This is a genomic window from Picosynechococcus sp. PCC 73109, assembly GCF_001521855.1.
GTDB lineage: Bacteria > Cyanobacteriota > Cyanobacteriia > Cyanobacteriales > MRBY01 > MRBY01.
Genome location: NZ_CP013998.1, coordinates 609212 through 630859, shown reverse-complemented (window position 1 = coordinate 630859; position 21648 = coordinate 609212). Strand labels below are relative to the sequence as shown.

Sequence of the window (21648 nt, the reverse complement as noted above, 5' to 3'; positions counted from 1 at the left end):
CTTGGCATCACTTTAGCCTTCTTTGTTGATGAAGGGCAACAGGGCCAGCATCCGTGCCCGCTTAATGGCGGTATTGACATCCCGTTGTTGACGCGCTGTTAAGCCGGTGATCCGACGGGGTAAAATTTTGCCGCGCTCGGTGATGAATTTGCGGAGGAGTTCGACATCTTTGTAATCGATCGGCTGGCTAGGAGGAATCGGAGAAAGACGTTTACGGTAGTAGGCCATGGTTAATAAATAACGTTAAAAAATAAAAAATTTGTCGATAAAATTTCAGTGGTAAAGGAATTACCTACTTAATTTCTTTGTGGACAGTGTGCGCGTTGCAGTGGGGGCAGAATTTTTTGATTTCGAGCCGCCCGGTGGTGTTCCGACGGTTTTTGCTAGTGGTATAGCGGGAAACGCCATTGGAGCGCTTGTTGGTATTGGTGCGACATTCGGTGCATTCCACGGTGATGGTAATGCGGACGCCTTTTTTGCTTGCCATAATTTTTTACTAGATTAGCGGTTGTGGATCGCTAAGGTTTACACACAAATTTCTATTTTTGCATATTTTGTCTTAGCTCGGCAAGGATTTGTTTGAGACGTAAATCTAGGGAAAAACCGCGCTGGGTTTGGATCATATAGGTTTCGGCGATGCGATCATGGAAGGCTTGGTTGAATTCTTCGTCGGCGATCGCCACGCCACAGGAGGCCAACAGGGGAGAGATTAACAAAATCAAAGAAATGCCGTTCCCCATCAGAAAAAAACTTTGGATCCCATACATGGCGAGCATGGCGGCAAACCCTAAAATGCCTTCTCGTTTGCTGAGGTTGATAATTTCTGGCACTCGATAACGGATGTCGATTACTTTGATATCAAAGGCCCAACTGCCCAGGCTTTGACCCTGGTTACGGCTGACGAGAAAGACCCGCAGGCCAAACCAGACGACGAGAAAAACCAACCACTGTAGGGTTAAACCCCCTAAGCCACTGACAATCCAAGCGACGATAAAATCCACAAAAAAAGCCCAAAAGCGTCTGTCTAGGGGGACTTTTGGGAAACGGCGGACGGGACGGTAATCTTCTTCGTCATACATAGGCGGGGAAATCGGGCAAAGACGGATTGTTTTTATTGTAGAGGGTTCAGGGAAACGGGGATGCGGCCTATCGAGGGAGTTGTTGCGATCGCCAACCCTGGGGATTTTTTTCGAGCGATCGCCAGGTTTTTCCTTCCGGTTGCCGCTGGAGATAAACCTCAAAGGGATTGCGGCGACGATTTTCTGTGCGCTGGGAAGGAAAATTCAGTACCACATCATAGGTGCCCTGGAGGTGATAAACCGGCAGTGCCTGGAGAAAAAAAGAATCGAGCTTTTTGACCTGGATATTTTTCAGTTCCAAGTTGGGCGGCGGCGCATTAATGGTCTGGCTCAGTTGTTGGTAATGGCTTCTAAGTTTGGTGGCGATCGCCCGTTGGATCACCTCACCGTCCGGGGCAAATTCCCGGGGAGCCTCCGTCCCAGTACAACCCCAAAGATTGAGTAAAATGACACCGAAAATGACGAGCTGCCCCAGACGTTTCCACAAGGGCCTTATTTTTTGGAAGATTGGTAACTCTGGCGCAGGGTTCGTCGCCGCACCAAGGAAAACTTTATCTGTACACTGGGGAAATGTCACAATAGCAATTGTTGCAGAATAATTTTCATCTTATCTGTTAAGTCCTATGCTGCTTAAATCCACGACCCGCCACGTCCGCATCTACACTGCCGAAATTCAGAAAAATGAATTAATCCCCAGTGAAACCGTGCTCACCTTGGATGTCGATCCAGATAACGAATTCGTTTGGCCCGAAGAAAGTCTCCAGAAAGTCTATCGCCAGTTCGATGCCCTCGTGGAAAGTAACAGCGGCGAGGATTTGACCGAATACAACCTGCGGCGGATCGGCTCTGACCTAGAAGCCTTTATCCGTGACCTCCTCCAAAAAGGTGAACTCCGCTATAACCTCGACTCACGGGTAATGAACTTCAGCATGGGCTTACCCCAAATGGATCACCCCGATAGCCAAGGCGCTTACCTCCAGTAAGGTTTAGTCTAGACTTAAAATTCACACAAGAAAAACCCGCAGTCTTTGATGAAATTCCCCTCGGAAAAACAAAAGAAACTGCGGGCGATCGCCCCAAAAAATTCAGCAGAAAATCTTGTGAAACTGTAAGCCCTATCCCTAATGAGAATGGGAATGAATAGAACTCAGTTGACCCCGAATAGCACCGTTCGGGAACTGGGGATTATGAACATTGATATAAAAATCGCTGGGATTCTCTAAAATACGTTGCACAATTCCGGTTTCACCCGTGGGAAATTTCCCTTCTTCCCCTTCTGTCAGGCAGTCCGCAGCATTGCCATCCTCTGGCCCGGCTAAAACTGCGACCACTGGGCCATTTTCATCCATTGCGCCTTCGTGAATATGGGCCGCCATCCCAGAGCCGACGGGAACGAGTTGGATCCCAGTGACCGTCATCGAATAACAAAGGGTGGTCGGATCATTATCAATGCCAAAAACGTAGGCATGGCCTTCACCATTGGCATCACCGACAAGCATTTCCATATTGCCGTCTTCTGGCACCTCTGCGCTACCATCCATCATCGTGTGCAAAATCGTATTGGTATGGCCGGCGAGGGCAACCGAGGGAACCATTGCACTAAGGGCGAGGACGAGATAACTATAAGCGCGTTTTAGGCGTTTTGTTTGACTTTTCATCGGAACTCCTGATTGAAATTGAGATAGCTTTGCAAAAAGCAGCGATCAGAACTAGCTATTGATCGTTGTACTATCTCAGCGAAAATAAAGCTTGAATTTGGACGTCAAAGCTCACTTTTTCCGCATTTTGGCGCAGATATTCGGATTTTTAAATTGTTTTGTGAAACAATCAGCTAGGAAATGTTTCTTTGATCCTGCTGACATCAGCAAACTGTCTCATTGTAAGTATTTTTAACTACTGTAAATTGCCTAATTTGCCTCCGGCGATCGCCTAAAGATTGTGAGCTTTGCCGCAAAAAAAAGCCGCCCCAAATTTATAGATGCGGCAGCTCCTTGGGATTAGTTGGCGTTTGTCAAGATAAACCCAAACTTAATTGAATCGCTTTGGTCATCGGCTACGGTTAACCGAAAGTCGAACCATTCCAGCCCCACATACTGCCTTTGGCATCGGCAAACTCAATGTAGATACGGTTTTTGGCAACACCAAGACTCTGGTGAATTTCATTACAGAAGTCTTCACTCATGGTGCGGGTGCGATCGCCCATGGTGCCCACACTTTTGATCTCCACATAACAAGCCGGATCAATCGACCCCCCAAAGGTCATGGGAATCCCGGCCTCAAAAGCGGTCATCACATAGGCTTCTGGCTTGCCGAGGTGCGCCGCGAGTTTGCGGGACAAATTGAGCAAAAGGGCTTCTACATCCCCTTGGGAAGCGGGCGGTAAAGATGTTTGAACTTTAATCAGAGGCATCGTTTTAAATCAGGAAAATTTTGTTAAAAGACTAGGTCGGTTTTCGGCAAAATAGAGCCTTACTTTTAGCCGCCGTAACTCCAGCCCGTGCTCTCTAGGTCGAGAATTTTGCCTTCCCGATGTACGCCTGCGCCGATCACTTCGCCCACAAAGACCGTGTGATCGCCTTGTTCAACGGCCCCGACCACTTTACATTCCACATAACCAAGGGAATCTTTAATCACGGGGCAGCCCGTTTCAGCCCCTTCGTAAAATTCCACATCTTCAAATTTGTTGCCGACCCGACGTTTGGGTTTGAAGAAATTGGCGGCCATATCTTTTTGGGAGTCGTCGAGAAAACTCAGGGAAAAGACGCCGGTTTTTTTGAGCATGGCGTGGGAACCAGAATCGGAGCGGACACAATTGACCACGAGGGGGGGCTTAAAGGAACCTTGCATCACCCAACTGGCAGTAAAGCCATTCATCTCATCACCATCCCGCACACCGCAGATATATAATGCGTGGGGAATGTGGAGGAGCATTGTTTTTTTGGCCTGTTCGTCTAGCATTTTTTAACTTCTCCTGTAGGGGTTTGTTGTCACAACCATTGTTAATCATCTTTGCTGATCATGCTGCAACCTCATCCTGATCCTGCTGCGCGTGTCGTCCGTTGTGGGGTTATCACTGTCAGCGATACGCGATCGCCAGAAACAGATAAAAGCGGCCAGTTAATTCAAGCATTACTCACCGCCGCAGGCCATGAAATCGGGGATTATGAGGTGATTAAAGATGATCCAGAGGCGATCGCCCATCGTTTGGAGAGCCTCGCCCACGCGAATTTGGAAGCCTTAATTTTCAATGGCGGCACCGGTATCGCCCACCGGGACAACACCTACGATATGCTAGCCAAACATTTAGAAAAAACCTTGCCGGGGTTTGGGGAAATTTTCCGGGCCTTGAGTTACGAGGAAATTGGCTCTCGGGCGATCGCCTCCCGGGCGGTGGCAGGCACCTATCGGGGGATGATTTTATTTTCCTTACCCGGATCGACTGGGGCGGTGCGATTAGCCATGGAAAAACTCATTTTGCCGGAACTGCGCCATTTAGTCAGCCAACTGCAACCCGCCGCCCCGCAGGTTTAAGATGTAGACAATTTATTGCTTGGAATTTTTTTGACGCGCTATGGTACGCCGACGTTCTCAACCCTGGATCCATCAGTGGTCCCGTCCCATTATCGGGGCGATCGCCATCATTGGCTTTTTGCTCACCAGTTACCTGACGATCTCTAAACTTTTCGGGGCAGAGGTGGCCTGTGGTACAGAAGCAGCAGCGAGCTGTAGTGATGTACTCTCCAGTCCCTATGCTTTTGTTTTTGGCTTGCCCTTGTCGCTGTTTGGGGCGATCGCCTATCTCGCCATGGCCGGTTTTTCCCTAGTGCCCCTGGCGATTAATCCCGAAGACAACAAAAAACTGCGGAACAAATACGAAGATTGGACATGGCTCTTTCTCCTCATTGGTGCCACCGCCATGAGCCTGTTTAGTGCCTACCTGATGTACATTCTCTTTGCGAAAATTGGCGGCGTTTGTCTCTACTGCATCACCTCGGCCACCTTTGCCGCGAGTTTTCTGCTATTAACCCTCTTTGGTCGCTTTTGGGATGATTGGGGTGAAGTGTTCCTGACAATTTTTGTGGTGGCGATTATTACTGCCCTCGGCACCCTCGGCTTATACAACAGTATCGAACGCGATATTCAAGGTAGCGTCCCGGTGCTCAATGACCAGGGCCAAGAAATTATTACCCCAGTCCCCAACCGCGCCCCCGAACCGCCCACAGGCTGGGAAATCACCACCACCTCTGGCCCCGCAGAAATTGCCCTAGCCGAACACCTCACAGAAATTGGGGCGCAAGAATATGGCGCTTACTGGTGTCCCCACTGCTACGACCAAAAACAGTTGTTCGGAAAAGAAGCCTTTGCCAAAGTACCCTACATTGAATGCGCCCCCGAAGGAGAAAATGGCCAGCCTGATGTTTGTGCTGCCGCGGGGCTAGAAGGATTCCCCACCTGGGAGATTAATGGGGAACGTTATGCTGGCACTCAATCGCTACAACGCCTGGCAGAGCTTTCTGGCTACCAGGGTTCCACTGATTTTAAATATGCCTTGCCCCGTTAAGGAGTGAGTGCATTCCCCATCAGCTTTTACATCCCTAAAATGCACTACCTGATCTGCCAAGGTCAGGTTTTTTTTGTCAACGATTGAGCTAAAACTTGCCAAAAATTTTCCTGAAAGGCCCAGGGAAAGATCGTGCTAATCTGCTAGGGGAAAGCTGAAACCAGCGTTTCTAAATCTTGTGAAGCATCTTACGGGCGATCGCCATGGCTTCTGTGCGAAATTGGTGGATTTTTCGATCCTTAGGCCAGCACAGCTTAAACAATAACTATTTATTAATCGAAGCCTGCCTCATTGGTGTCATCTCCGGTTTGGCGGCCCTTTTCCTCAAACAAGGCATTGGTTTCGTGGGGGGATATCGGGTCATCCTGAGTCGTCAATACGGCGCCTGGTTAATCCTGCCTCTGTTTGGGGTGGTTTGCGGCTGGTTGGCGGGCTATCTCCTAGAGACCTTTGCCCCAGAAGCCAAGGGGGGCGGCGTCCCCCAGGTCAAGGTTGTCCTGGCCCAATTTCCCCTGCCGCTAAATTGGAAAGTGGCCTTGGCTAAATCCATTGGCACGATTTTGGTTCTAGGTGGCGGATTAACCCTCGGACGGCGCGGCCCCAGTGTCCATATCGGTGCGGCTCTCGCAGCTCAACTCAGTCAATGGCTGCCGACAACCCCAAACCACCGACGGCAAATGATTGCAGCCGGAGCAGCGGCGGGTTTAGCGGCGGGATTTAATACCCCCATTGCTGGGGTACTGTTCGTGGTCGAAGAACTGATGCGGGACATGTCAGGGCTAACTTTAGAAACAGCGATTGTTGCCTCTTTTACAGGTTCGGTGGTCTCCCGCTGGTTTGGCACTTCGGATCTGAATTTGCCCGCAGAGCTATTAAACGCAGCAAATCAAAGTAATTTTTATCTGGCAGAAATCCCCTGGTATTTGCTGTTGGGGGGCTTGGCAGGGGTTTTGGGGGCTTTATTCAACCGCGGTATCTTAACGGTTTTGGGGTTTAATCGTCGTCTCCGTTTGAGCTTGGGGGTGCGGATGGCGATCGCCGGAGCGATTTCGGGCACTGTGGTCGCGTTTTTGCCGCCTTTTTTCCGGGACAATGCGGGGCTACGGGATTTTTTGCTCACGGGGGATGCGGGCTGGCAGGTAATTGCGATCGCCTTTGTCGCCCACTTTTTCCTAAGCTTGATTGCCTATGGCTCCGGCGCACCGGGGGGGCTGTTTGCACCGACCCTCGTTTTAGGCACGGCCCTCGGTTATTTGGTGGGTACCTGTGCCGAGATCTTTGTGCCAGAGGCGACCCAATATACCTACGCCCTTGCGGGGATGGGGGCTTTTTTTACAGGGGTGGCGCGGGTGCCGGTGACCGCAATTGTAATTGTCTTTGAGCTGACGACAGATTTTAATTTAGTCCTACCCCTAATGCTGGCTTCGGTGACAGCGCTCATCGTAGCGGAAAGCATTTTTAAAGGTTCGATCTACGAATATCTCCTGGAAGCCAGCGGCATTCACCTAGAGGAGGAAAAAAATCCCCAGGTGTTAACGGATCTCACCGCCGCTCAGGTGATGCAACCGGAAGTAGAAACCCTCGAAAGCCACCTCAACTTAAAGGATTTAGTCCCCATCCTCTCCGAATCACCCCACCGGGGTTTTCCGGTTTTAAAACAAGGCAAGCTCGTCGGCATTGTCACCCAGGGGGATTTAGCCCAAATGGCGGCCCAGGGCAAGAATTTAACGGTGGCCCAGGTGATGCAACGCAAGGTGATTACGGTCTCTCCCCGGGCTTCCCTCAGTGATGTGTTGTACCTGCTCAATCGCTATCAAATTTCCCGCCTACCTGTCGTCGATAATGATCAGCTCCAGGGCATTATCACCCGGTCAGATATTATTCGTGCCGAGGCCCAGGAACTCCTTGGGAAAAGTCACCATGCAGTACAGCGCACGCCGTCCTATTGCGTTTATCAAACCCACACCAGCGACAATTACAAGCGCAAACTCTGGGTGGCGATCGCCAATCCCAATACCGCCGAAGCCCTCATCACCTTTGCGGCGGCCATTGCCAAGGAAAAAAATGCCATGGTCTATTGCCTAAATGTGGTGCAGGTGGCAGCAACCTATCCTCTCACCGATGCCCACATGAACACCTATCCAGAACGGCATCTGATGGAAAAACTCGAACGCCTTGGGGAGACATTGGGGATCTCAATCCACACCCAGGTGATCCTCGCCTACGATGTGGCCGGGGCCATTCTTCAGGAAATTTCGAGCAAGGATCAGGGGTTAATCTTGGGTTGGCAAGGCGATCGCCACCCAGGGGGGCAACTGTTCGGGAGTGTAATGGAATATCTCGTGAAAAAAGTGCCCTGTGATGTGATTTTAGTGAAAACGAGCCACGCCCATCCCCTCCAGTTTAAGGTTCAACCAGGCAAGATCCGCGCCCTCGTTCCCATTGCGGGTGGCCCCAACGCCGAACGCGCCCAGGAATTCATCCCGGCACTGTTGCACCTGTCCCCAGAGGTGGCGCGCTATTCCCTACCGTCCCAAATTTGCCTCTGTCAGGTCTATCAACCCCAACAACGCCCCCAACATTTTCCGCTGCTCATTCAAGCCAAACGAGCCTTAAATCCCCTGGTCGAAATTCCCATTATTCCTCTACCCATTCGCTCGTCCCACATTGCTGACAGTTTAATCCGCTTAATCAAAGAAGAAACCTATGACCTGGTGATTCTGGGAGCCAGCCGAGAGAGCTTATTCCAAAAGGCACTCCATGGAAATATTCCTGAGGCGATCGCCAAGGGGACAAACCGCACAGTGGTGATTATTCGGGGGGCCTTAGACATCACTGACCCCGAATGATCTTTCATTTTCTCGATCTACAACAGGCCAATCGTTAGGCGATCGCCTCCTTGAGGGACTCACAAAATTCTTTGACTGCCGCTAAACCTTCGGCGGGTGTTCCAGTGGCGAGGCGTTTGACCACCGCACTGCCGATGATCACCCCATCCGCGCCCCATTCTTTTAGCTGTCTTGCCTGGGCTGGATCCGAAACCCCGAAACCAACCCCGATGGGCTTATTGGTCACTTGACGTAACTTCGGCAACAGTTCCCCGACACGGCTAGCCACAGAGGTTCTCGCCCCCGTGACCCCCGTCACACTCACGAGATAAATGAAACCCTGGGAGGCTTTGGCGATCGCCTCAATTCGCGCCGTGGGACTGGTGGGAGCCACCAATAAAATCAAATCAAGACCATGGCTCGTTGTTGCATCCAGCACCATCTGGGATTCCTCTAGGGGCAGATCCGGGATCACCAAACCCTTAACCCCCGCCGCTGCCACTTGGGCCATAAAAGCATCAATGCCCCGATAAAAAATCGGATTGTAATAGGTGAATAAAATAATCGGTGCTGTTAATTGCCCATGGACTCGTTGCACGATCGCTAAAACTTGTTCAAGGGTGACGCCCCGGCTCAAGGCCCTAGTTGCCGCCGCTTGGATTGTCGGCCCATCGGCGAGGGGATCAGAATAGGGGACGCCGAGTTCAATAAAATCAGCCCCGGCTGCGTCTAAAATTTTGAGGGCCTGTTCTGTCGTTTCTAAATCTGGGTCACCCGCTGTAATGAAGGGAATCAGCGCACATTGGCCCGCCTGCTTTAGGGATCGGAAACGTTCAGAAACAGAGGTCATGATTTTGTTCGATAAAAACACACAAGGGGTTATTGTACGTCCCCAACTCCCCCTTCGGTAAAGATTGCCGTTACTTTTTTGGCGAAGTTTGATCTTCCGTTGCTTCGAGTTCTGCCTGGAGTTGGGCTAATTCTTCGGGGCTCATCTCATCTAAGCGCCGCTGCAGGGCTGCTTCTTCGTAATCTCGCCGCTGTTGATGAAAGGTCATATTGCGGGTTCCTACTCGAAACAGATAGGTTCCCACCCAGACAAACACCACAATTACCAGCAACGCCTGGGACCAGATCCCCGCATCTAAACTTTCGAGGCCCGCAACTTTGAGGCCACCATAGAGCAGCCCACCCACGATGAAAATACCGAAACTGATGGCCAAGATATCAATGCGTCGCATGGTTTTAGGGGGAGAAGTTGGCAAGGATGGGAGAATTCATTCGGCAAAGCCTTAGACTTCGCGACGGCGGGGGCGAAAATTCAGGAAAGGGCTTAGGAGCAGCATCCCAGGGAACAAAAAGAAAACGAAGAAATACATCACAAGTCGCTCGATGGAACTGGCGACATACCAACGGTTATTGAGATAAAAATAGAGACCCGCAGGCAAAACGAGCAGGTAGGTTACGCTGAGGCTGAGGTAGAGGGTGGCAATCAGGAGGGTTTCAACGGGAATATCAAAGGGCATAGGTTTGTTGTGGTGATGATTTGCTTGGGGATTATTTTATCCTAGTGCCCCAAGGGTCAAGCAAGGTGTGGTGATTTGAGAAATTATTTTTGTCTATGGCAAGGATAACGAGAAGCTTTACCTTGAGGGATTTTTTCCGATACATTGCAGCTAGGCTAAATCCATCAGGGGAGTTTTAACATTGCAGGATCAGGTCGCAAAATCACCCAGAGCGCCTTGGAAGACTGGGTTAGTTTTATTGGGGTTGTGGCTAGGAATTAATCTCGGCGATCGCCTGTGGTTATGGCTCGATCAAAGTGTACCTTCTTGGGATCATGCCGACTATCTCACGGAGAGTTTGAACTACGTTGCCGCATTTCGCCAATTCCCCGGCTGGGAAAATTTTTGGCGCTTATCCAATAAGATTCCTCCCTTCACCCATTTTATTGCAGCGCCATTTCAACTCATTTTTGGGCCGGGAAATGATCAAGCTCTGCTGATGAATCTGGTATTTAGCGGTGTTCTAATGCTGGTGGTTTACGGCGTTGGCCAGCGATTATTTAATCGTTCGGTGGGTTTGTGGAGTGCGGCGATCGCCCTTTTAATGCCCCGCTTGACGTTCCCTCGACTTTACTATGTGACGGATTTTCCCCTTGCTGCTGTCACGCCATTGGCATTTTGTTGTTTAACCTATTGGTATTTTGCGCAAACCCGTCGCGCCCAATGGCTCTGGATAATAGGGTTTGGGATCAGTGCTGGGTGTGCCCTGATGACAAAACAAACCGCTCTCTTTTTTTTGTTTGTGCCGACAGGATTTTCCTTGGCCGCTCAACTCTGGCAGAAGCAATGGGCAAGGGTTCTACAACTTCTCTGCGGTCTGCTGCTCTCCCTTCCGATCTGGGGAATTTGGTATCGCACAAATTTTATCTACTTATTCAGTACCTATGAGCGCGCCAACGTCGCATCAGCAGCGAGGGAAGGAGATCCTCCTCTAAATACCTTGGGGGCATGGGTTTACTATTGGTTGGATTTACCCCAGGCGATCGCCTGGATCCTGTTGCTGGTGCCCCTTGTTGGTATTGCGTTGCACTTACTACGTCGTTTTCCTACCCAAAACGCTAAATATCAACTTCCTGAACGGCAAAGTTTGTGTTGGTTAGGGATTTATTTTGGTGGTGCTTATTTGCTGCTATCAGCGATGTACAACAAAGATGGCCGCTATATCATGCCCTATCTGCCAATTGTGGCGGTTTTCTTAGGGTATGGCCTGACCCAGTGGCGCGGTAAATGGCAACCTGTGCGTTGGGGAACCGTGGGTTTAGCTGCAATCTTTTGGCTGATTCAATTGTTTCCTTTACCGGTCATTGCGGGACTGGTACCAGATCCTAATTATCCGGATCGACAGACCTATCCCCACCCAGAAATTATCCAGGAAATTATTCAGGAAACTCCAAATTTAAGAAGTAACTTGGGGGTGATCCCTGGGGTGGCGATCGCCAATAATCACACACTTAACTACTATGGTGCTCTACGGGATTTTCAGGTGTATGGGCGGAATTTAGGGAGTACTCCAGAACAGTTGGCTCAAGACAAAGAGTCCTTTGATTGGTTCCTCACGAAAACAGGAGAGGACCCCCACCGCAACGCGGATCAGTTGGCCCTCGCGGCGAGTTTAGATACTGATTCTGAGTTTCTGCTCCAGGGGAGTTGGCCACTGCCGGATCAAGATCAGCTAAAGCTCTATCACCGTCGCCAACCTTTGGTTTCTGTCGAAGCTGCTGATACCACTCAAAGTCCTGTGGCATTAAAAAATGTGGCCGTCGCATCAGAGGCGATCGCCGGCCAACCTCTTCCGATTACCTACACTTGGTCGGGAAATCGGCAGGATTTAACCAAGGGTATGGCGTTACTCACCTGGTCGAACGGCGAACAGTTTTGGATCCAGGATCATCAGTTGGCCTTCGGGATGCTGCGGGAAGATTCAGAAAATAAAGGCGATCACTTAGAAATTATTGAACGCACCGCCACTCTACCGCCAGCAGATTTACCAGCGGGCCTTTACACTTTGGACGCCCAATATCTCGATCCGGCTACTGGGGAAGCTCGCCCATTGGAGCAACCGACGGTCACTGTAGAAATTTTGCCGGCCACCGGTGAAGCCTTAACGCCAACGCAATTGGTGGCCTTAGATTGGTTGACCCAACTGCGGAAAATTGCGCCCCAACTTGGTGGAGGCATTGCGGGGTTAGAGCCATTATTTGCCCACGTGGAGCGGCTCAACCAGTACGATCCGGTGCAGGACTATTTACAGCAAGTGGAAGATAGCCTTGCCTATCGCCTCACACAAACGCCAGCCAACGCAACCAACCGCCCCCAACTGCGGGATTGGTACTGGGCCAGAACCCTTGCCCATGCTCTCCAGGAGGAATCTCAGGCCACCATCGAGACCCTGACTCAACTCCAGCAACTGACCCCAGACGATCCCTGGGTGAATGCCTACATCGCTTTCGTCCATCTGTACCGTTGGGAACCCAGACAGGCGGAATTGGCCATTACGCCAGTTTTAGACAAGCTAGGGGATGTCCCAGAAATTCAGGCGATCGCCGGGGTGGCGGCGCTCCTCCAGGGGAAACTCTTCAAAGCCTGGTCAGTGGTGCAAACCCTCAAGGCCCAGGGCGTTTTGTAATCCATTTTCACTAGTTTTCGGGACGCAAAATAGCGGTGTGATACCTTGGGAAAAGATTTTGCGTTGGAACACGATAACCATGGCCGCACAAGTGGGACAATTGGCACCGGACTTTACCGCTACCGCCGTCATTGATCAAGAGTTCAAAACCATTAAGTTGTCCGACTATCGGGGGCAATATGTGGTGTTGTTTTTCTACCCGCTCGATTTCACTTTTGTCTGTCCAACAGAAGTAGGAGCCTTTAGTGATCGCCACGAGGAATTTCAAAAACTCAATACGGAAGTATTGGGTGTTTCCGTAGATAGTGAATTTGCGCACCTCGCCTGGATCCAAACAGACCGCAAAATGGGTGGCGTGGGCGATTTAGCCTTTCCCCTGGTGTCTGATTTAAACAAAACCATTAGCACGGCCTACGGCGTCCTCGAACCGGAAGCGGGGATCGCCCTGCGGGGACTTTTTATCATTGACCCGGAAGGAATGATCCAACACATTACCGTGAATAATTTTTCCTTTGGCCGTAGCCTTGACGAAACCCTGCGGGTACTCCAAGCGATTCAGCACGTCCAGACTAATCACAATGAAGTTTGTCCCGTCGATTGGCAAGTGGGCGATCGCACCATGGTGCCAAACCCAAGCGAAGCCCAGGCTTATTTCTCGACCCTCTAGAGAAAAACTGCAAGATTGACCGCAAGAAAGGCTAAAGTGTGAAGGCACTTTGAAAGCGAACTTAGCACCATGCACCAAGGCGATCTGATTGAACTTTCCATCCATGACCTTAATAGCCAGGGGGCTGGGGTCGGTCGCCATGGGGATCAAGTTGTGTTTGTGCCGGATACGGTGCCAGGCGATCGCCTCCAGGTGCGGATCGTCCGTCTCAAGCGCCAATATGCCATCGGTCAACTGCAAAAAGTTTTAGAACCAGCCCCAGAGCGGCGGCGTCCTCCCTGTATCGTGGCGGACAAATGTGGCGGTTGTCAGTGGCTCCAGGTAGAAGATTCTCTACAACAACAGGTCAAAACCAACGAAATTCAACAGGCCCTCCAACGCATCGGTGGTTTCCAGGATCTCGAGATTCAGCCAATCCTGAGTGGTGATGGGCCATTGAGTTATCGCAATAAGGCCACCTATCCCCTGGGTCGTTCCAGCAGCATGGGCAATGTGCAAGCCGGGTATTACCGCAAAGGAAGCCACCAACTGATCAACCTCAACAAATGCCCAGTACAGGATTCGCGCCTCAATCCCCTCTTGGAAAATGTCAAAATTGACATCCAAAACCAAGGCTGGTCGATCTACAACGAAACCAAACACCAGGGCAAATTACGCCACCTCGCTCTCCGCATTGGCCAGCGCACCGGGGAAATGCTCCTTACTTTGATCTCAACCAGTGCTGATTTGGTGAACCTAGAAACCCAAGCTGAAACCTGGCTCGAAGAATATCCTGGTCTCGTGGGAGTTTGTTTGAATGAAAACCCGAAAAAAGGCAACCTCATCTGGGGTGACACCACAAAGGCGATCGCCGGTCGTCCCTACCTCGAAGAAATCTTTGCGGGGCTAACCCTCAAGCTGCGGCCCGAAACCTTTTTCCAAGTCAACACCAGCGCTGCCGAAGCCCTCCTCGCAGCAATTACTCAACAGCTCACTTTTACGGGCGAAGAAATCCTCGTCGATGCCTATTGTGGTGTGGGAACCTTCACCTTGCCCCTAGCGAAAAAAGTCCAGCAGGCGATCGGCATCGAAGTTCAGGCAAGCTCGATCCAGCAGGCCTGGGAAAATGCCCACCACAACGATATCCATAATGTGGAATTCCACGCTGGCACCGTAGAATCAATTTTGCCCAGTCTGGATGTCACCGCTGATATCGTGCTCCTTGATCCCCCCCGTAAAGGCTGCGATCGCCAGGTGCTCGATGCTCTCCTTCACAGCAAACCCAAGCAAATTGTTTATATCAGTTGTAATCCTGCAACCCTCGCCCGCGACCTCAAACACCTTTGTGCCACCCAACAGTACCAAATTCAGTGGGTGCAGCCCGCCGACTTCTTTCCCCAAACGCCCCATGTCGAATGCGCCGTTCTCTTGAATTTCGTGGAAACCTAAAATTTTTTGTATAATACAAGGCAGAAACCACGGCAAGATCGTTCGGGATTCCCTACAGGCAAACAAACTATGTTGTGACCACTACTTTTTGGGTTTATGCCATAAGCTACCCCACTGAGCCCAGTTTTCCCCATTCATCCCTGCGCACATCCCCAAAGGAGCATTAACTGTGATCGCGATTTCATTGCCGCCGCTAAAATCCCATTGGACGACCCTCAGTTTTGCCTCTACCCTCTACTTAGTCCCGATTCTCGACCTTCTCCTAGACCGTATCCCCAGTGACTGGCGCTACGAAGTTCAACTCGGTCTCCAGGAAGCACTAATTAATGCGGCCAAACATGGTAATCGACTAGATCCCAGCAAAAAAGTCATTGTTCATTTCTACATGGGGGCAGAACAATGCTCATGGATTATTACCGATGAGGGTCAAGGCTTTGACCGTCAGGCTCAATGTTGTCAGTTAAATGATGATCTCCTCCCCCCTGAAGAAGATGAATGTGGTCGTGGCCTCTGTTTGCTCTATCAAATTTTCGACCAAATTCACTGGAACGCCGCCGGTAATCAATTACGCTTAAGTAAACGCTTCAGTAGCGCCCCGGTGATCTCCCTAGACTCTGCACCGTCAATCCATTAAGCGGCCCCAGAAAGTCTTCAGAATTTTTCCAGATTTCTCTAGTGCAACCACTAGCGCCCCTGTTTCATGGGGCTATTTAACTGTTATCTCTGGCTGGGCCATCACTTCCGTAATTCATCCCTAGCTTGCCGTTGCCGGATTAGTAGAGGAAGGGGGCGTACGACGGCTTGGGAAGGTTTTAGAAGATTCGGATTCGCCCATGGGCACGAATTCGATGTGATTGAGTAGCGTTGTCACAAAGGCAAATAAGAGAAAGGGCAAAGATAAGACAACAACAAGGGCAACGGTGGCCAGGGCATAAACTTGCCGGGTTGCACTCCAAAGGGCAAGGGTGGTCGCAAGACTCAGAAAGATGACAATCAGCCAAACAATAATTTGCCCATAAATATCGCCAAAGGTTAGGGTGCAAACCATGCGGTATTTTTTAATTTCGTTATCCATCATCAATAATTGATTTTTAATTTTTATTTTTGTTTTTAGCCAAAGATGACTGATTGTAGTCAGCATCATGTTCTGGTTGTAAACGATTTATGAGAATGAATGGTCAAAGTTGCAACATCAATTAACAAAGAAAGCAACTAAAAGTTGAGTAAAAACACTTATCTGCAATGGTGTTTTGGCTAAAAATTTCCCGTAAAAAGATAAAGTCCCAGTTGTCGCTAGAAATGTTGCGCTAACCATGACATCAATCAGTAAAATATTAAGATTTGCTTTTATTTTTTCTGCTTTATTTGTGCCCAAATGTCTTTAGAGAACCAGACCCAAAAAGAAAGGCTATGTGCTGTGATACGGCAACTGCATGCCCAGGGAAAATCACCGGCCACTTCGACGAATTATTCATTTTTGGACGAAGATCAAGTTATTTTTGTCTCCCGCAGTGGCGTTGATAAATCTCAATTTCAACCGGAGGATTTTATTGCAGTAGATACAACGGGTTTGCCACTGCTCCCCGATGAAGGGATTAAGCCTTCGGCAGAAACTTTAATTCACTGCTTTATTTATCAAAACTTTCCGGGAATTACCTGTGTGTTGCATACCCATTCGGTGGCAGCAACGTTGTTGTCTGGGATATTTGCGGCGAAACAGGCTGTTACTTTTAGCGGCTATGAGGTAATTAAGGGGATTGCGGGTCAAACCACCCACGAAACGGCGATCGCCTTACCGATTTTCGCCAATGACCAAGACATGAAATCATTTTGTCAACAACTCGCCCAGCGACAGGAGGAGTTAAATAATTACGGCTTTTTGATCGCAAAACATGGCCTCTATGCCTGGGGAGAAACCTTGGCGATCGCCAAGCGTCATCTAGAGGTTTGGGAGTTCATGTTAGAATGCGAGCTTGAGCAATTGAAAATCACGCCCCCCTTGGCTGCCCGATGACGACGTTACATCAGACCGAATCGAAACAAACCTTGACCGACCCCGCGACGATCAAAGATTTTTTAAAAAGCCATGGTATTTGGTTTGAGCAATGGGAAACGCCGGCCCAATTAACCCAGGAGGCGTCCCAAGCAGACATTCTCGCCGCCTATGCCGATGTGCTCGATCCTTTTATGGCGGCCAATGGTTACCAAAGCGCCGATGTGGTGAATATCCACAGTGGCATTGAAAACTACCAAGCGATCCGCGAAAAATTTCTCGCAGAACATACCCACTCCGAAGATGAAGTGCGCTTTTTTGTCGCTGGTCAGGGTTTATTTTGGTTTAACCTCGACGGTACCGCCGTGTTTAATGTTTGTTGCGAAGCGGGCGATTTAATATCTGTCCCCCAAGGTACTAAGCACTGGTTTGATGCGGGGCCAGTTCCCAATGTGAAAGCCATTCGTATTTTCTCGGATACCGCAGGCTGGACGCCCCACTACACCGGCTCCCAAGTTGAACAACAATACCGCGCCATCACCCTATGATTCAGTTTGTCTTGATGGACATCGAGGGCACAACCACCTCTGTGAGTTTTGTGTTTGATGTGTTGTTTCCTTATTTTCGGGACAATATTCAAAGTATTGCCAGCCGTGCCGAGGAACCAGAAATTGCGGCAATCCTCAAGCAGGTGCAGGATTTAGCCCTCACTGAAACCGGAATATCTCTCGATCAAACTGGGGCGATCGCCACACTACACCAATGGTCAGTAGAAGACCGCAAAGTTCCTCCCTTGAAAGCAATGCAAGGATTTTTGTGGGAAGAGGGTTACAAAAACGTCGATTTCCGGGGCCATGTTTATCCAGATGTATTGCCCAAACTAAAAGAGTGGCAAAAAGAGGGCATCCAGCTGGGGATTTATTCCTCTGGCTCGGTTAAGGCCCAAAAGCTCCTGTTCGGCTACTCTGACTATGGTGACCTCACGGGCTACTTCGATTACTTCTTTGATCTCAAGGTCGGCCAAAAACGAGATGTGCAATCTTATCAGGCGATCGCCCAGGCTGTGCAACTGCCCCCTGAGGCAATCCTGTTTCTATCGGATGTCCCTGCCGAATTAGACGCGGCGATCCAAGCCGGATACCAAGCATGGCAACTCGTCCGCCCCGGAACAACTGCTTCTCCGACCCATCAGCAAGTTACGGACTTTGGGGCAATTACAAGCCTGCATTAAGGGGGTGCATTGCTGGCATCGCTCAACATCGCAATTCTAACCTCAGCCCTAGCCATACCCCTCCAATCCTTTATCCCCCACGGGATTTATTCGGCTCCTTTGGCCTTTTTGATTTCTGCTTTGAGTTCTTCAATTTGGCGACGCAAACTGTCTAGATCACTTTCATCTTCGGCATTCACGTCTACTGAACCAGCGCCCGCTTGGGCATAATGACCCTGCTTAATCCGTTGATATTCCTCAGAGGCTTCCCAAGTTTTGATAAAACTCAAGCGTTCCACCGGGAAAGGATGACTCAAAAATGTCCCATTACCGCCGTTATAGATTAAAAACTTATAAATTTGGTTCAATTGATCCTGATCAAGTTCATCGTAATCCTGGGACTGTTGAGTAAACTCAGTCAAACTCATTTCGTGGCCGTATTTCGTACTGCCGCCGGCGAGCTTCATCATGGTGTGCAAAATGGGATTGAGATCATCCATCACCAGGAGAGCGGCCCGATCCGCCGAAAGTTCTGCCTTCCGCCGCCATTCATAAAAAGCGTAAAGTAACCCTGTGGTGATGACATTACCGAGGCCAAGGGTAATTTCCCCCAGGAAAGAAGCTGCCCCCATGGCCCACATTGCCATTTGGATCAAGATCGTATGGTCGCATTTAATGTGGCCCAACTCGTGGGCCATCACCGTCCGTAACTCTGTTTCATTGAGTAAATCCATCAACCCCGTATTCACCACAATGTAAGGATGATCATGGCCGAGGGCATAGCTATTCACCATCGGATTTTGGTTGACATAAAGAGTCGGCTCTGGGGAAATATCCAAATCATGGACACATTCCCGAAAAATGCCGTACAGGGTTGAATACTGACGGGGGCCTGCTTTGATATTGTTGCCCATTAAAAAAACCTGCTGGGGTCGTTCGTAGATATATTCCACAAAACGACTGGCCAACAGCTTAAAACCGGGCAGATTACGGAGGGCTTCTTCCGCTTGGCGATCAAGGGGATGACGAAAGGCTTCGCTAGAAATTCCGGGATAGGTCGGCATTAATACTTCCTTTACCGCTCTCAATCCATGGGAACGGCTTTGCTAGACAGTGGCTTTTTCTAACATTAGCTTAGATGACTTGATCGCGTCCGGAATTTCAATGGGATAGTGACCATCGAAACAGGCAGTACAGAAACTAGAAGTGCGTTCGTTGGTGACATCCAGCATGCCCTCTTTGCTGAGGTAGGTCAGGGAATCAACTTCAATTTGTTTTTCGATTTCAGCCAAGGTCTTTGTTGCGGCAATCAGTTGATCTTGGCTGTCGGTGTCGATGCCGTAGAAACAGGGATGGGTCACAGGGGGCGAAGAAATGCACATATGGACTTCGGCGGCCCCAGCTTGCCGGAGCGCCCGGACAATTTTACGGCTGGTGGTTCCGCGCACAATGGAGTCGTCCACGATGATAATTCGTTTACCTTGGAGGACATCTTTTAGGGGGTTGAGCTTCATGCGGATGCCCACTTCCCGCATGTGCTGGGTCGGTTGAATAAAGGTACGGCCTACGTAGCGGTTTTTAATGAGTCCTTCCCCAAAGGGAATCCCAGAGGCACGGGAAAAACCGATGGCGGCGGGAATGCCAGAGTCAGGAACCCCCATGACGAGATCGGCTTCAATGTTGGATTCTCTGGCCAATTGCGCCCCCAGGCGGAGACGGTAACTAAAAAGGGTTTCGTCGTGGACAATGCTATCGGGCCGGGCAAAGTAGATCATCTCGAAAACGCAGAGCTTCCGGTCTGGTTTTTCAGACCACTGCTGGGCAGCTAGGCCAGATTCAGTGATCCAGACCATTTCGCCTGGTTCGACGTCCCGCAGATAGTCCGCACCAATGATGTCGAGGGCACAGGTTTCAGAGGCCAAAACATAACGGGTGCTGCCATCTTCCTCGGTGAGAGTTCCAATGACAAGGGGACGGACTCCCTGGGGATCCCGCGCACCAATAATGCCGTTCGGGGTGCCGATGACTAAGCTATAGGCACCGGAGCAGAGATTAAAGGCTGCGATCGCCGCTTCAGTCCAATCCTTCCCCTGATCGACATAGATGGCGATCGCCTTAGCGATCATTTCTGAGTCTGTAGTCGTCTGAAAATCTAGACCATCGGCAAGGGACAACAACTTATCCTTCAGCTCGATGGTGTTCACCAGGTTGCCGTTGTGGGCGAGGGCCAAAGTCCCCAGGCGAGTTTCTTCAAGGGCAGGCTGGGCATTGCACTTATGGCTAGAGCCAGTTGTGGAGTAGCGGTTGTGGCCCACAGCCCAAACCCCAGGCAGTTCCTGCAATTTTTCTTCGCTAAAAACTTGGGAAACAAGGCCCATACCTTTGTGCACGTGCATTTGCGTACCGTCAAAGGTCGCGATCCCTGCGGATTCTTGCCCCCGATGTTGGAGCGCGAAGAGTCCGAAATATGCCAGTTTTGCCACTTCTTCCGTTGGGGCATAGATGCCGAAAACACCACAGTATTCCTTGGGTTTGTCGGGAAGATCGTTGGCATAGACAGTTTGAGGGACAGTCATCCTACAGGTTGCACTCCTAGTTAGTGGGTGAAAAAGAGTAAGGAAATTCAGCGGTTACGATGGCTACAATACCACGTCAATGAATGCCTTGAGGGACAAAATCCACAAAGGCTTTAACCCCACTTAATCTCGTTTTAAGGGTCGCGGCATGATTAATGGGGGCAAAGGAGGAAAATATTCCTTAGGTAAGTTTATTTTAGGCCAGAATTTTGCTATGCGGGGATCAAAGTTTCGCAGCGATCCCTAAAGTCGTTGCTGGAGGCTGCGACCATGGGTATCTGTGCCGCAGGTGAGCCATAGATTGTGCTGATGGCCGAGGGCAGCCACCACCGGGGTATGTTTTTGGCTAGGCACCCAGGGTTTTGGGTTGTCGTAGGCGTAATAGGCTTCTACACCATCAATGTTAAGGGATGCGGCTGCCGGGATTAACTCCGTGGCAGGACGACGATAACGGGCGGGATGCGCTAGAATAGCTAACCCTCCAGCGGCATGGATCGCGTCAATAATCACTGCTGCTGCGGCGCGATCGCCTTCCGGAATTTCCCGGTTAAAGTAAGGGGCGATCGCACTGTGATCGGGGTTAAACCCATAGGCGAGGATATGTACCGTGGTATCAAGGAGGATGCCGTTAATTTCGATGCCCGTCCAGAGGTGGGGCAAGGGTCGTGTCGTCTCGTTCTGCTGTCGGCTGAGGTAGCCTTGGGCCTGTTGGTAACCTTGGAGCGTGTGGTGGTCAGTGATCGCAAAGCCTTTTAAGCCAATGGCGATCGCCTGGTCAACAATTTCTGTTGGGGTGAGCTGACCATCGGAACAGACCGAATGCATGTGGAAGTTGTATTGATTGGGGCAACTGGTTGCCGTTAGACTGCGCCAAGCCTTTTCGAGCGCTTGCAAATCTTGAGCCGCACTTGGAACAGACAAAGTAGAAGTCATGGCGAAGGCGATCTTTGGCGATCGCAGATTTAAAGGGCGAGCGGGATGGTAATAAAAGGGTAAAGAAAACCTGAAAAAAAGATTAGATATTGCAAATTGTTACAAACAAGATAGCAAAGATTTTTGCCCTTGGGCAGCACCATTAAAAAATCCCCCCGTGTCCTCAACGACCCGGAGAGAAA

The 21648-nt window shown here is 50.2% G+C and carries 25 protein-coding genes; 11 read left to right on the top strand and 14 right to left on the bottom strand.

Annotated features, from left to right (window positions below; all coding sequences use genetic code 11):
• Positions 1 to 12: 12 nt before the first annotated feature.
• The 4 genes from rpsR to AWQ23_RS03010 all read right to left on the bottom strand — a co-directional run bounded on the left by rpsR (position 13) and on the right by AWQ23_RS03010 (position 1656).
• Entirely contained in the window at positions 13 to 228 is a 216-nt protein-coding gene (rpsR, locus tag AWQ23_RS03025) for a 30S ribosomal protein S18 (RefSeq protein WP_012306204.1), read from the bottom strand.
• Positions 229 to 292: 64 nt separating this feature from the next.
• Positions 293 to 487: a 50S ribosomal protein L33 gene (rpmG, locus tag AWQ23_RS03020; protein ID WP_012306203.1), complete on the bottom strand. Its 195-nt coding sequence runs from the start codon at positions 485 to 487 to the stop codon at positions 293 to 295.
• Between the two features lie 52 nt (positions 488 to 539).
• Positions 540 to 1079 (bottom strand): RDD family protein, encoded by a 540-nt coding sequence (locus AWQ23_RS03015; protein ID WP_012306202.1) that lies wholly within the window; start codon positions 1077 to 1079, stop codon positions 540 to 542.
• Positions 1080 to 1146: 67 nt separating this feature from the next.
• A complete protein-coding gene (locus tag AWQ23_RS03010; RefSeq protein WP_062432380.1) occupies positions 1147 to 1656 on the bottom strand; it encodes a hypothetical protein in 510 nt (169 codons plus the stop codon).
• 46 nt (positions 1657 to 1702) lie between these two features.
• On the opposite strand from AWQ23_RS03010, the gene AWQ23_RS03005 reads away from it, so the two are divergent.
• Positions 1703 to 2062, top strand: a complete 360-nt coding sequence (locus tag AWQ23_RS03005) for an NAD(P)H-quinone oxidoreductase subunit M (protein ID WP_012306200.1) — start codon at positions 1703 to 1705, stop codon at positions 2060 to 2062.
• 138 nt (positions 2063 to 2200) lie between these two features.
• On the opposite strand, the gene AWQ23_RS03000 is transcribed toward AWQ23_RS03005, so the two are convergent.
• From AWQ23_RS03000 to AWQ23_RS02990, 3 genes are all read right to left on the bottom strand, one after another.
• Positions 2201 to 2737: a CHRD domain-containing protein gene (locus AWQ23_RS03000; protein WP_062432376.1), complete on the bottom strand. Its 537-nt coding sequence runs from the start codon at positions 2735 to 2737 to the stop codon at positions 2201 to 2203.
• 401 nt (positions 2738 to 3138) lie between these two features.
• Complete coding sequence (locus AWQ23_RS02995) at positions 3139 to 3489, bottom strand: phenylpyruvate tautomerase MIF-related protein (RefSeq protein ID WP_030005835.1); 351 nt, start codon at positions 3487 to 3489, stop codon at positions 3139 to 3141.
• Positions 3490 to 3554: 65 nt separating this feature from the next.
• Positions 3555 to 4037, bottom strand: coding sequence for a flavin reductase family protein (locus tag AWQ23_RS02990; RefSeq protein WP_030005834.1), 483 nt, complete (start codon positions 4035 to 4037; stop codon positions 3555 to 3557).
• Between the two features lie 60 nt (positions 4038 to 4097).
• On the opposite strand from AWQ23_RS02990, the gene AWQ23_RS02985 reads away from it, so the two are divergent.
• The 3 genes from AWQ23_RS02985 (at position 4098) to AWQ23_RS02975 (ending at position 8489) form a co-directional block, all read left to right on the top strand.
• Positions 4098 to 4610 (top strand): molybdenum cofactor biosynthesis protein B, encoded by a 513-nt coding sequence (locus AWQ23_RS02985; RefSeq protein WP_062432373.1) that lies wholly within the window; start codon positions 4098 to 4100, stop codon positions 4608 to 4610.
• Positions 4611 to 4650: 40 nt separating this feature from the next.
• On the top strand, positions 4651 to 5640 hold the full coding sequence (locus AWQ23_RS02980; protein WP_062432370.1) for a vitamin K epoxide reductase family protein: 990 nt from the start codon (positions 4651 to 4653) through the stop codon (positions 5638 to 5640).
• Positions 5641 to 5843: 203 nt separating this feature from the next.
• Positions 5844 to 8489 (top strand): chloride channel protein, encoded by a 2646-nt coding sequence (locus AWQ23_RS02975; RefSeq protein WP_062432367.1) that lies wholly within the window; start codon positions 5844 to 5846, stop codon positions 8487 to 8489.
• Positions 8490 to 8523: 34 nt separating this feature from the next.
• Here the strand turns inward: AWQ23_RS02975 and trpA are convergent, their stop codons facing one another.
• The 3 genes from trpA to ndhL all read right to left on the bottom strand — a co-directional run bounded on the left by trpA (position 8524) and on the right by ndhL (position 9994).
• On the bottom strand, positions 8524 to 9318 hold the full coding sequence (gene trpA, locus AWQ23_RS02970) for a tryptophan synthase subunit alpha (RefSeq protein ID WP_062432364.1): 795 nt from the start codon (positions 9316 to 9318) through the stop codon (positions 8524 to 8526).
• 70 nt (positions 9319 to 9388) lie between these two features.
• Positions 9389 to 9709, bottom strand: coding sequence for a DUF3007 family protein (locus tag AWQ23_RS02965; RefSeq protein WP_030005830.1), 321 nt, complete (start codon positions 9707 to 9709; stop codon positions 9389 to 9391).
• Between the two features lie 51 nt (positions 9710 to 9760).
• Positions 9761 to 9994, bottom strand: a complete 234-nt coding sequence (ndhL, locus tag AWQ23_RS02960; RefSeq protein ID WP_012306191.1) for an NAD(P)H-quinone oxidoreductase subunit L — start codon at positions 9992 to 9994, stop codon at positions 9761 to 9763.
• Between the two features lie 181 nt (positions 9995 to 10175).
• Here ndhL and AWQ23_RS02955 point away from each other — a divergent pair, with 181 nt between their 5' ends.
• From AWQ23_RS02955 to AWQ23_RS02940, 4 genes are all read left to right on the top strand, one after another.
• Entirely contained in the window at positions 10176 to 12659 is a 2484-nt protein-coding gene (locus AWQ23_RS02955; RefSeq protein WP_062432361.1) for a glycosyltransferase family 39 protein, read from the top strand.
• Between the two features lie 79 nt (positions 12660 to 12738).
• Positions 12739 to 13326 carry a peroxiredoxin gene (locus AWQ23_RS02950; RefSeq protein WP_062432358.1) on the top strand — a complete coding sequence of 196 codons (588 nt, stop codon included), beginning with the start codon at positions 12739 to 12741 and terminating at the stop codon, positions 13324 to 13326.
• A 69-nt stretch (positions 13327 to 13395) separates the two neighbouring features.
• Positions 13396 to 14754, top strand: coding sequence for a 23S rRNA (uracil(1939)-C(5))-methyltransferase RlmD (gene rlmD, locus AWQ23_RS02945; RefSeq protein ID WP_062432356.1), 1359 nt, complete (start codon positions 13396 to 13398; stop codon positions 14752 to 14754).
• A gap of 169 nt (positions 14755 to 14923) precedes the next feature.
• Positions 14924 to 15388 (top strand): ATP-binding protein, encoded by a 465-nt coding sequence (locus AWQ23_RS02940; RefSeq protein ID WP_012306187.1) that lies wholly within the window; start codon positions 14924 to 14926, stop codon positions 15386 to 15388.
• A 120-nt stretch (positions 15389 to 15508) separates the two neighbouring features.
• Here the strand turns inward: AWQ23_RS02940 and AWQ23_RS02935 are convergent, their stop codons facing one another.
• The gene (locus tag AWQ23_RS02935; protein WP_012306186.1) at positions 15509 to 15829 is read right to left on the bottom strand and encodes a hypothetical protein; all 321 of its coding nucleotides are present in this window, start codon (positions 15827 to 15829) and stop codon (positions 15509 to 15511) included.
• A gap of 300 nt (positions 15830 to 16129) precedes the next feature.
• Here AWQ23_RS02935 and mtnB point away from each other — a divergent pair, with 300 nt between their 5' ends.
• The 3 genes from mtnB to mtnC are packed head-to-tail and all read left to right on the top strand — an operon-like array spanning position 16130 to position 17978.
• Complete coding sequence (mtnB, locus tag AWQ23_RS02930) at positions 16130 to 16768, top strand: methylthioribulose 1-phosphate dehydratase (RefSeq protein WP_071884899.1); 639 nt, start codon at positions 16130 to 16132, stop codon at positions 16766 to 16768.
• Positions 16765 to 17295 (top strand): acireductone dioxygenase, encoded by a 531-nt coding sequence (locus AWQ23_RS02925; RefSeq protein ID WP_062432350.1) that lies wholly within the window; start codon positions 16765 to 16767, stop codon positions 17293 to 17295. The genes mtnB and AWQ23_RS02925 overlap by 4 nt, the downstream gene beginning before the upstream one ends.
• Positions 17292 to 17978, top strand: coding sequence for an acireductone synthase (mtnC, locus tag AWQ23_RS02920; protein WP_062432347.1), 687 nt, complete (start codon positions 17292 to 17294; stop codon positions 17976 to 17978). Before AWQ23_RS02925 ends, mtnC begins: the two co-directional genes overlap by 4 nt.
• Positions 17979 to 18064: 86 nt before the next feature.
• On the opposite strand, the gene AWQ23_RS02915 is transcribed toward mtnC, so the two are convergent.
• From AWQ23_RS02915 to AWQ23_RS02905, 3 genes are all read right to left on the bottom strand, one after another.
• The gene (locus AWQ23_RS02915; protein WP_062432344.1) at positions 18065 to 19021 is read right to left on the bottom strand and encodes a M48 family metallopeptidase; all 957 of its coding nucleotides are present in this window, start codon (positions 19019 to 19021) and stop codon (positions 18065 to 18067) included.
• A gap of 42 nt (positions 19022 to 19063) precedes the next feature.
• Positions 19064 to 20533, bottom strand: a complete 1470-nt coding sequence (gene purF / locus AWQ23_RS02910) for an amidophosphoribosyltransferase (RefSeq protein ID WP_062432341.1) — start codon at positions 20531 to 20533, stop codon at positions 19064 to 19066.
• Between the two features lie 243 nt (positions 20534 to 20776).
• Complete coding sequence (locus AWQ23_RS02905) at positions 20777 to 21466, bottom strand: PHP domain-containing protein (RefSeq protein WP_062432338.1); 690 nt, start codon at positions 21464 to 21466, stop codon at positions 20777 to 20779.
• Positions 21467 to 21648: the final 182 nt, after the last annotated feature.

Coding starts and splice junctions, on each gene's coding strand:
- AWQ23_RS02985 (WP_062432373.1), top strand. CDS start 4,098: ATGCTGCAACCTCATCCTGATCCTGCTGCGCGTGTCGTCCGTTGTGGG.
- AWQ23_RS02925 (WP_062432350.1), top strand. CDS start 16,765: ATGACGACGTTACATCAGACCGAATCGAAACAAACCTTGACCGACCCC.
- AWQ23_RS03015 (WP_012306202.1), bottom strand. CDS start 1,079: ATGTATGACGAAGAAGATTACCGTCCCGTCCGCCGTTTCCCAAAAGTC.
- rpsR (WP_012306204.1), bottom strand. CDS start 228: ATGGCCTACTACCGTAAACGTCTTTCTCCGATTCCTCCTAGCCAGCCG.
- AWQ23_RS02980 (WP_062432370.1), top strand. CDS start 4,651: ATGGTACGCCGACGTTCTCAACCCTGGATCCATCAGTGGTCCCGTCCC.
- trpA (WP_062432364.1), bottom strand. CDS start 9,318: ATGACCTCTGTTTCTGAACGTTTCCGATCCCTAAAGCAGGCGGGCCAA.
- ndhL (WP_012306191.1), bottom strand. CDS start 9,994: ATGCCCTTTGATATTCCCGTTGAAACCCTCCTGATTGCCACCCTCTAC.
- rlmD (WP_062432356.1), top strand. CDS start 13,396: ATGCACCAAGGCGATCTGATTGAACTTTCCATCCATGACCTTAATAGC.
- AWQ23_RS03000 (WP_062432376.1), bottom strand. CDS start 2,737: ATGAAAAGTCAAACAAAACGCCTAAAACGCGCTTATAGTTATCTCGTC.
- AWQ23_RS02975 (WP_062432367.1), top strand. CDS start 5,844: ATGGCTTCTGTGCGAAATTGGTGGATTTTTCGATCCTTAGGCCAGCAC.
- AWQ23_RS02905 (WP_062432338.1), bottom strand. CDS start 21,466: ATGACTTCTACTTTGTCTGTTCCAAGTGCGGCTCAAGATTTGCAAGCG.
- purF (WP_062432341.1), bottom strand. CDS start 20,533: ATGACTGTCCCTCAAACTGTCTATGCCAACGATCTTCCCGACAAACCC.
- mtnB (WP_071884899.1), top strand. CDS start 16,130: ATGTCTTTAGAGAACCAGACCCAAAAAGAAAGGCTATGTGCTGTGATA.
- AWQ23_RS03005 (WP_012306200.1), top strand. CDS start 1,703: ATGCTGCTTAAATCCACGACCCGCCACGTCCGCATCTACACTGCCGAA.
- mtnC (WP_062432347.1), top strand. CDS start 17,292: ATGATTCAGTTTGTCTTGATGGACATCGAGGGCACAACCACCTCTGTG.
- AWQ23_RS02935 (WP_012306186.1), bottom strand. CDS start 15,829: ATGGATAACGAAATTAAAAAATACCGCATGGTTTGCACCCTAACCTTT.
- AWQ23_RS02990 (WP_030005834.1), bottom strand. CDS start 4,037: ATGCTAGACGAACAGGCCAAAAAAACAATGCTCCTCCACATTCCCCAC.
- AWQ23_RS02995 (WP_030005835.1), bottom strand. CDS start 3,489: ATGCCTCTGATTAAAGTTCAAACATCTTTACCGCCCGCTTCCCAAGGG.
- AWQ23_RS02950 (WP_062432358.1), top strand. CDS start 12,739: ATGGCCGCACAAGTGGGACAATTGGCACCGGACTTTACCGCTACCGCC.
- AWQ23_RS02965 (WP_030005830.1), bottom strand. CDS start 9,709: ATGCGACGCATTGATATCTTGGCCATCAGTTTCGGTATTTTCATCGTG.
- rpmG (WP_012306203.1), bottom strand. CDS start 487: ATGGCAAGCAAAAAAGGCGTCCGCATTACCATCACCGTGGAATGCACC.
- AWQ23_RS02915 (WP_062432344.1), bottom strand. CDS start 19,021: ATGCCGACCTATCCCGGAATTTCTAGCGAAGCCTTTCGTCATCCCCTT.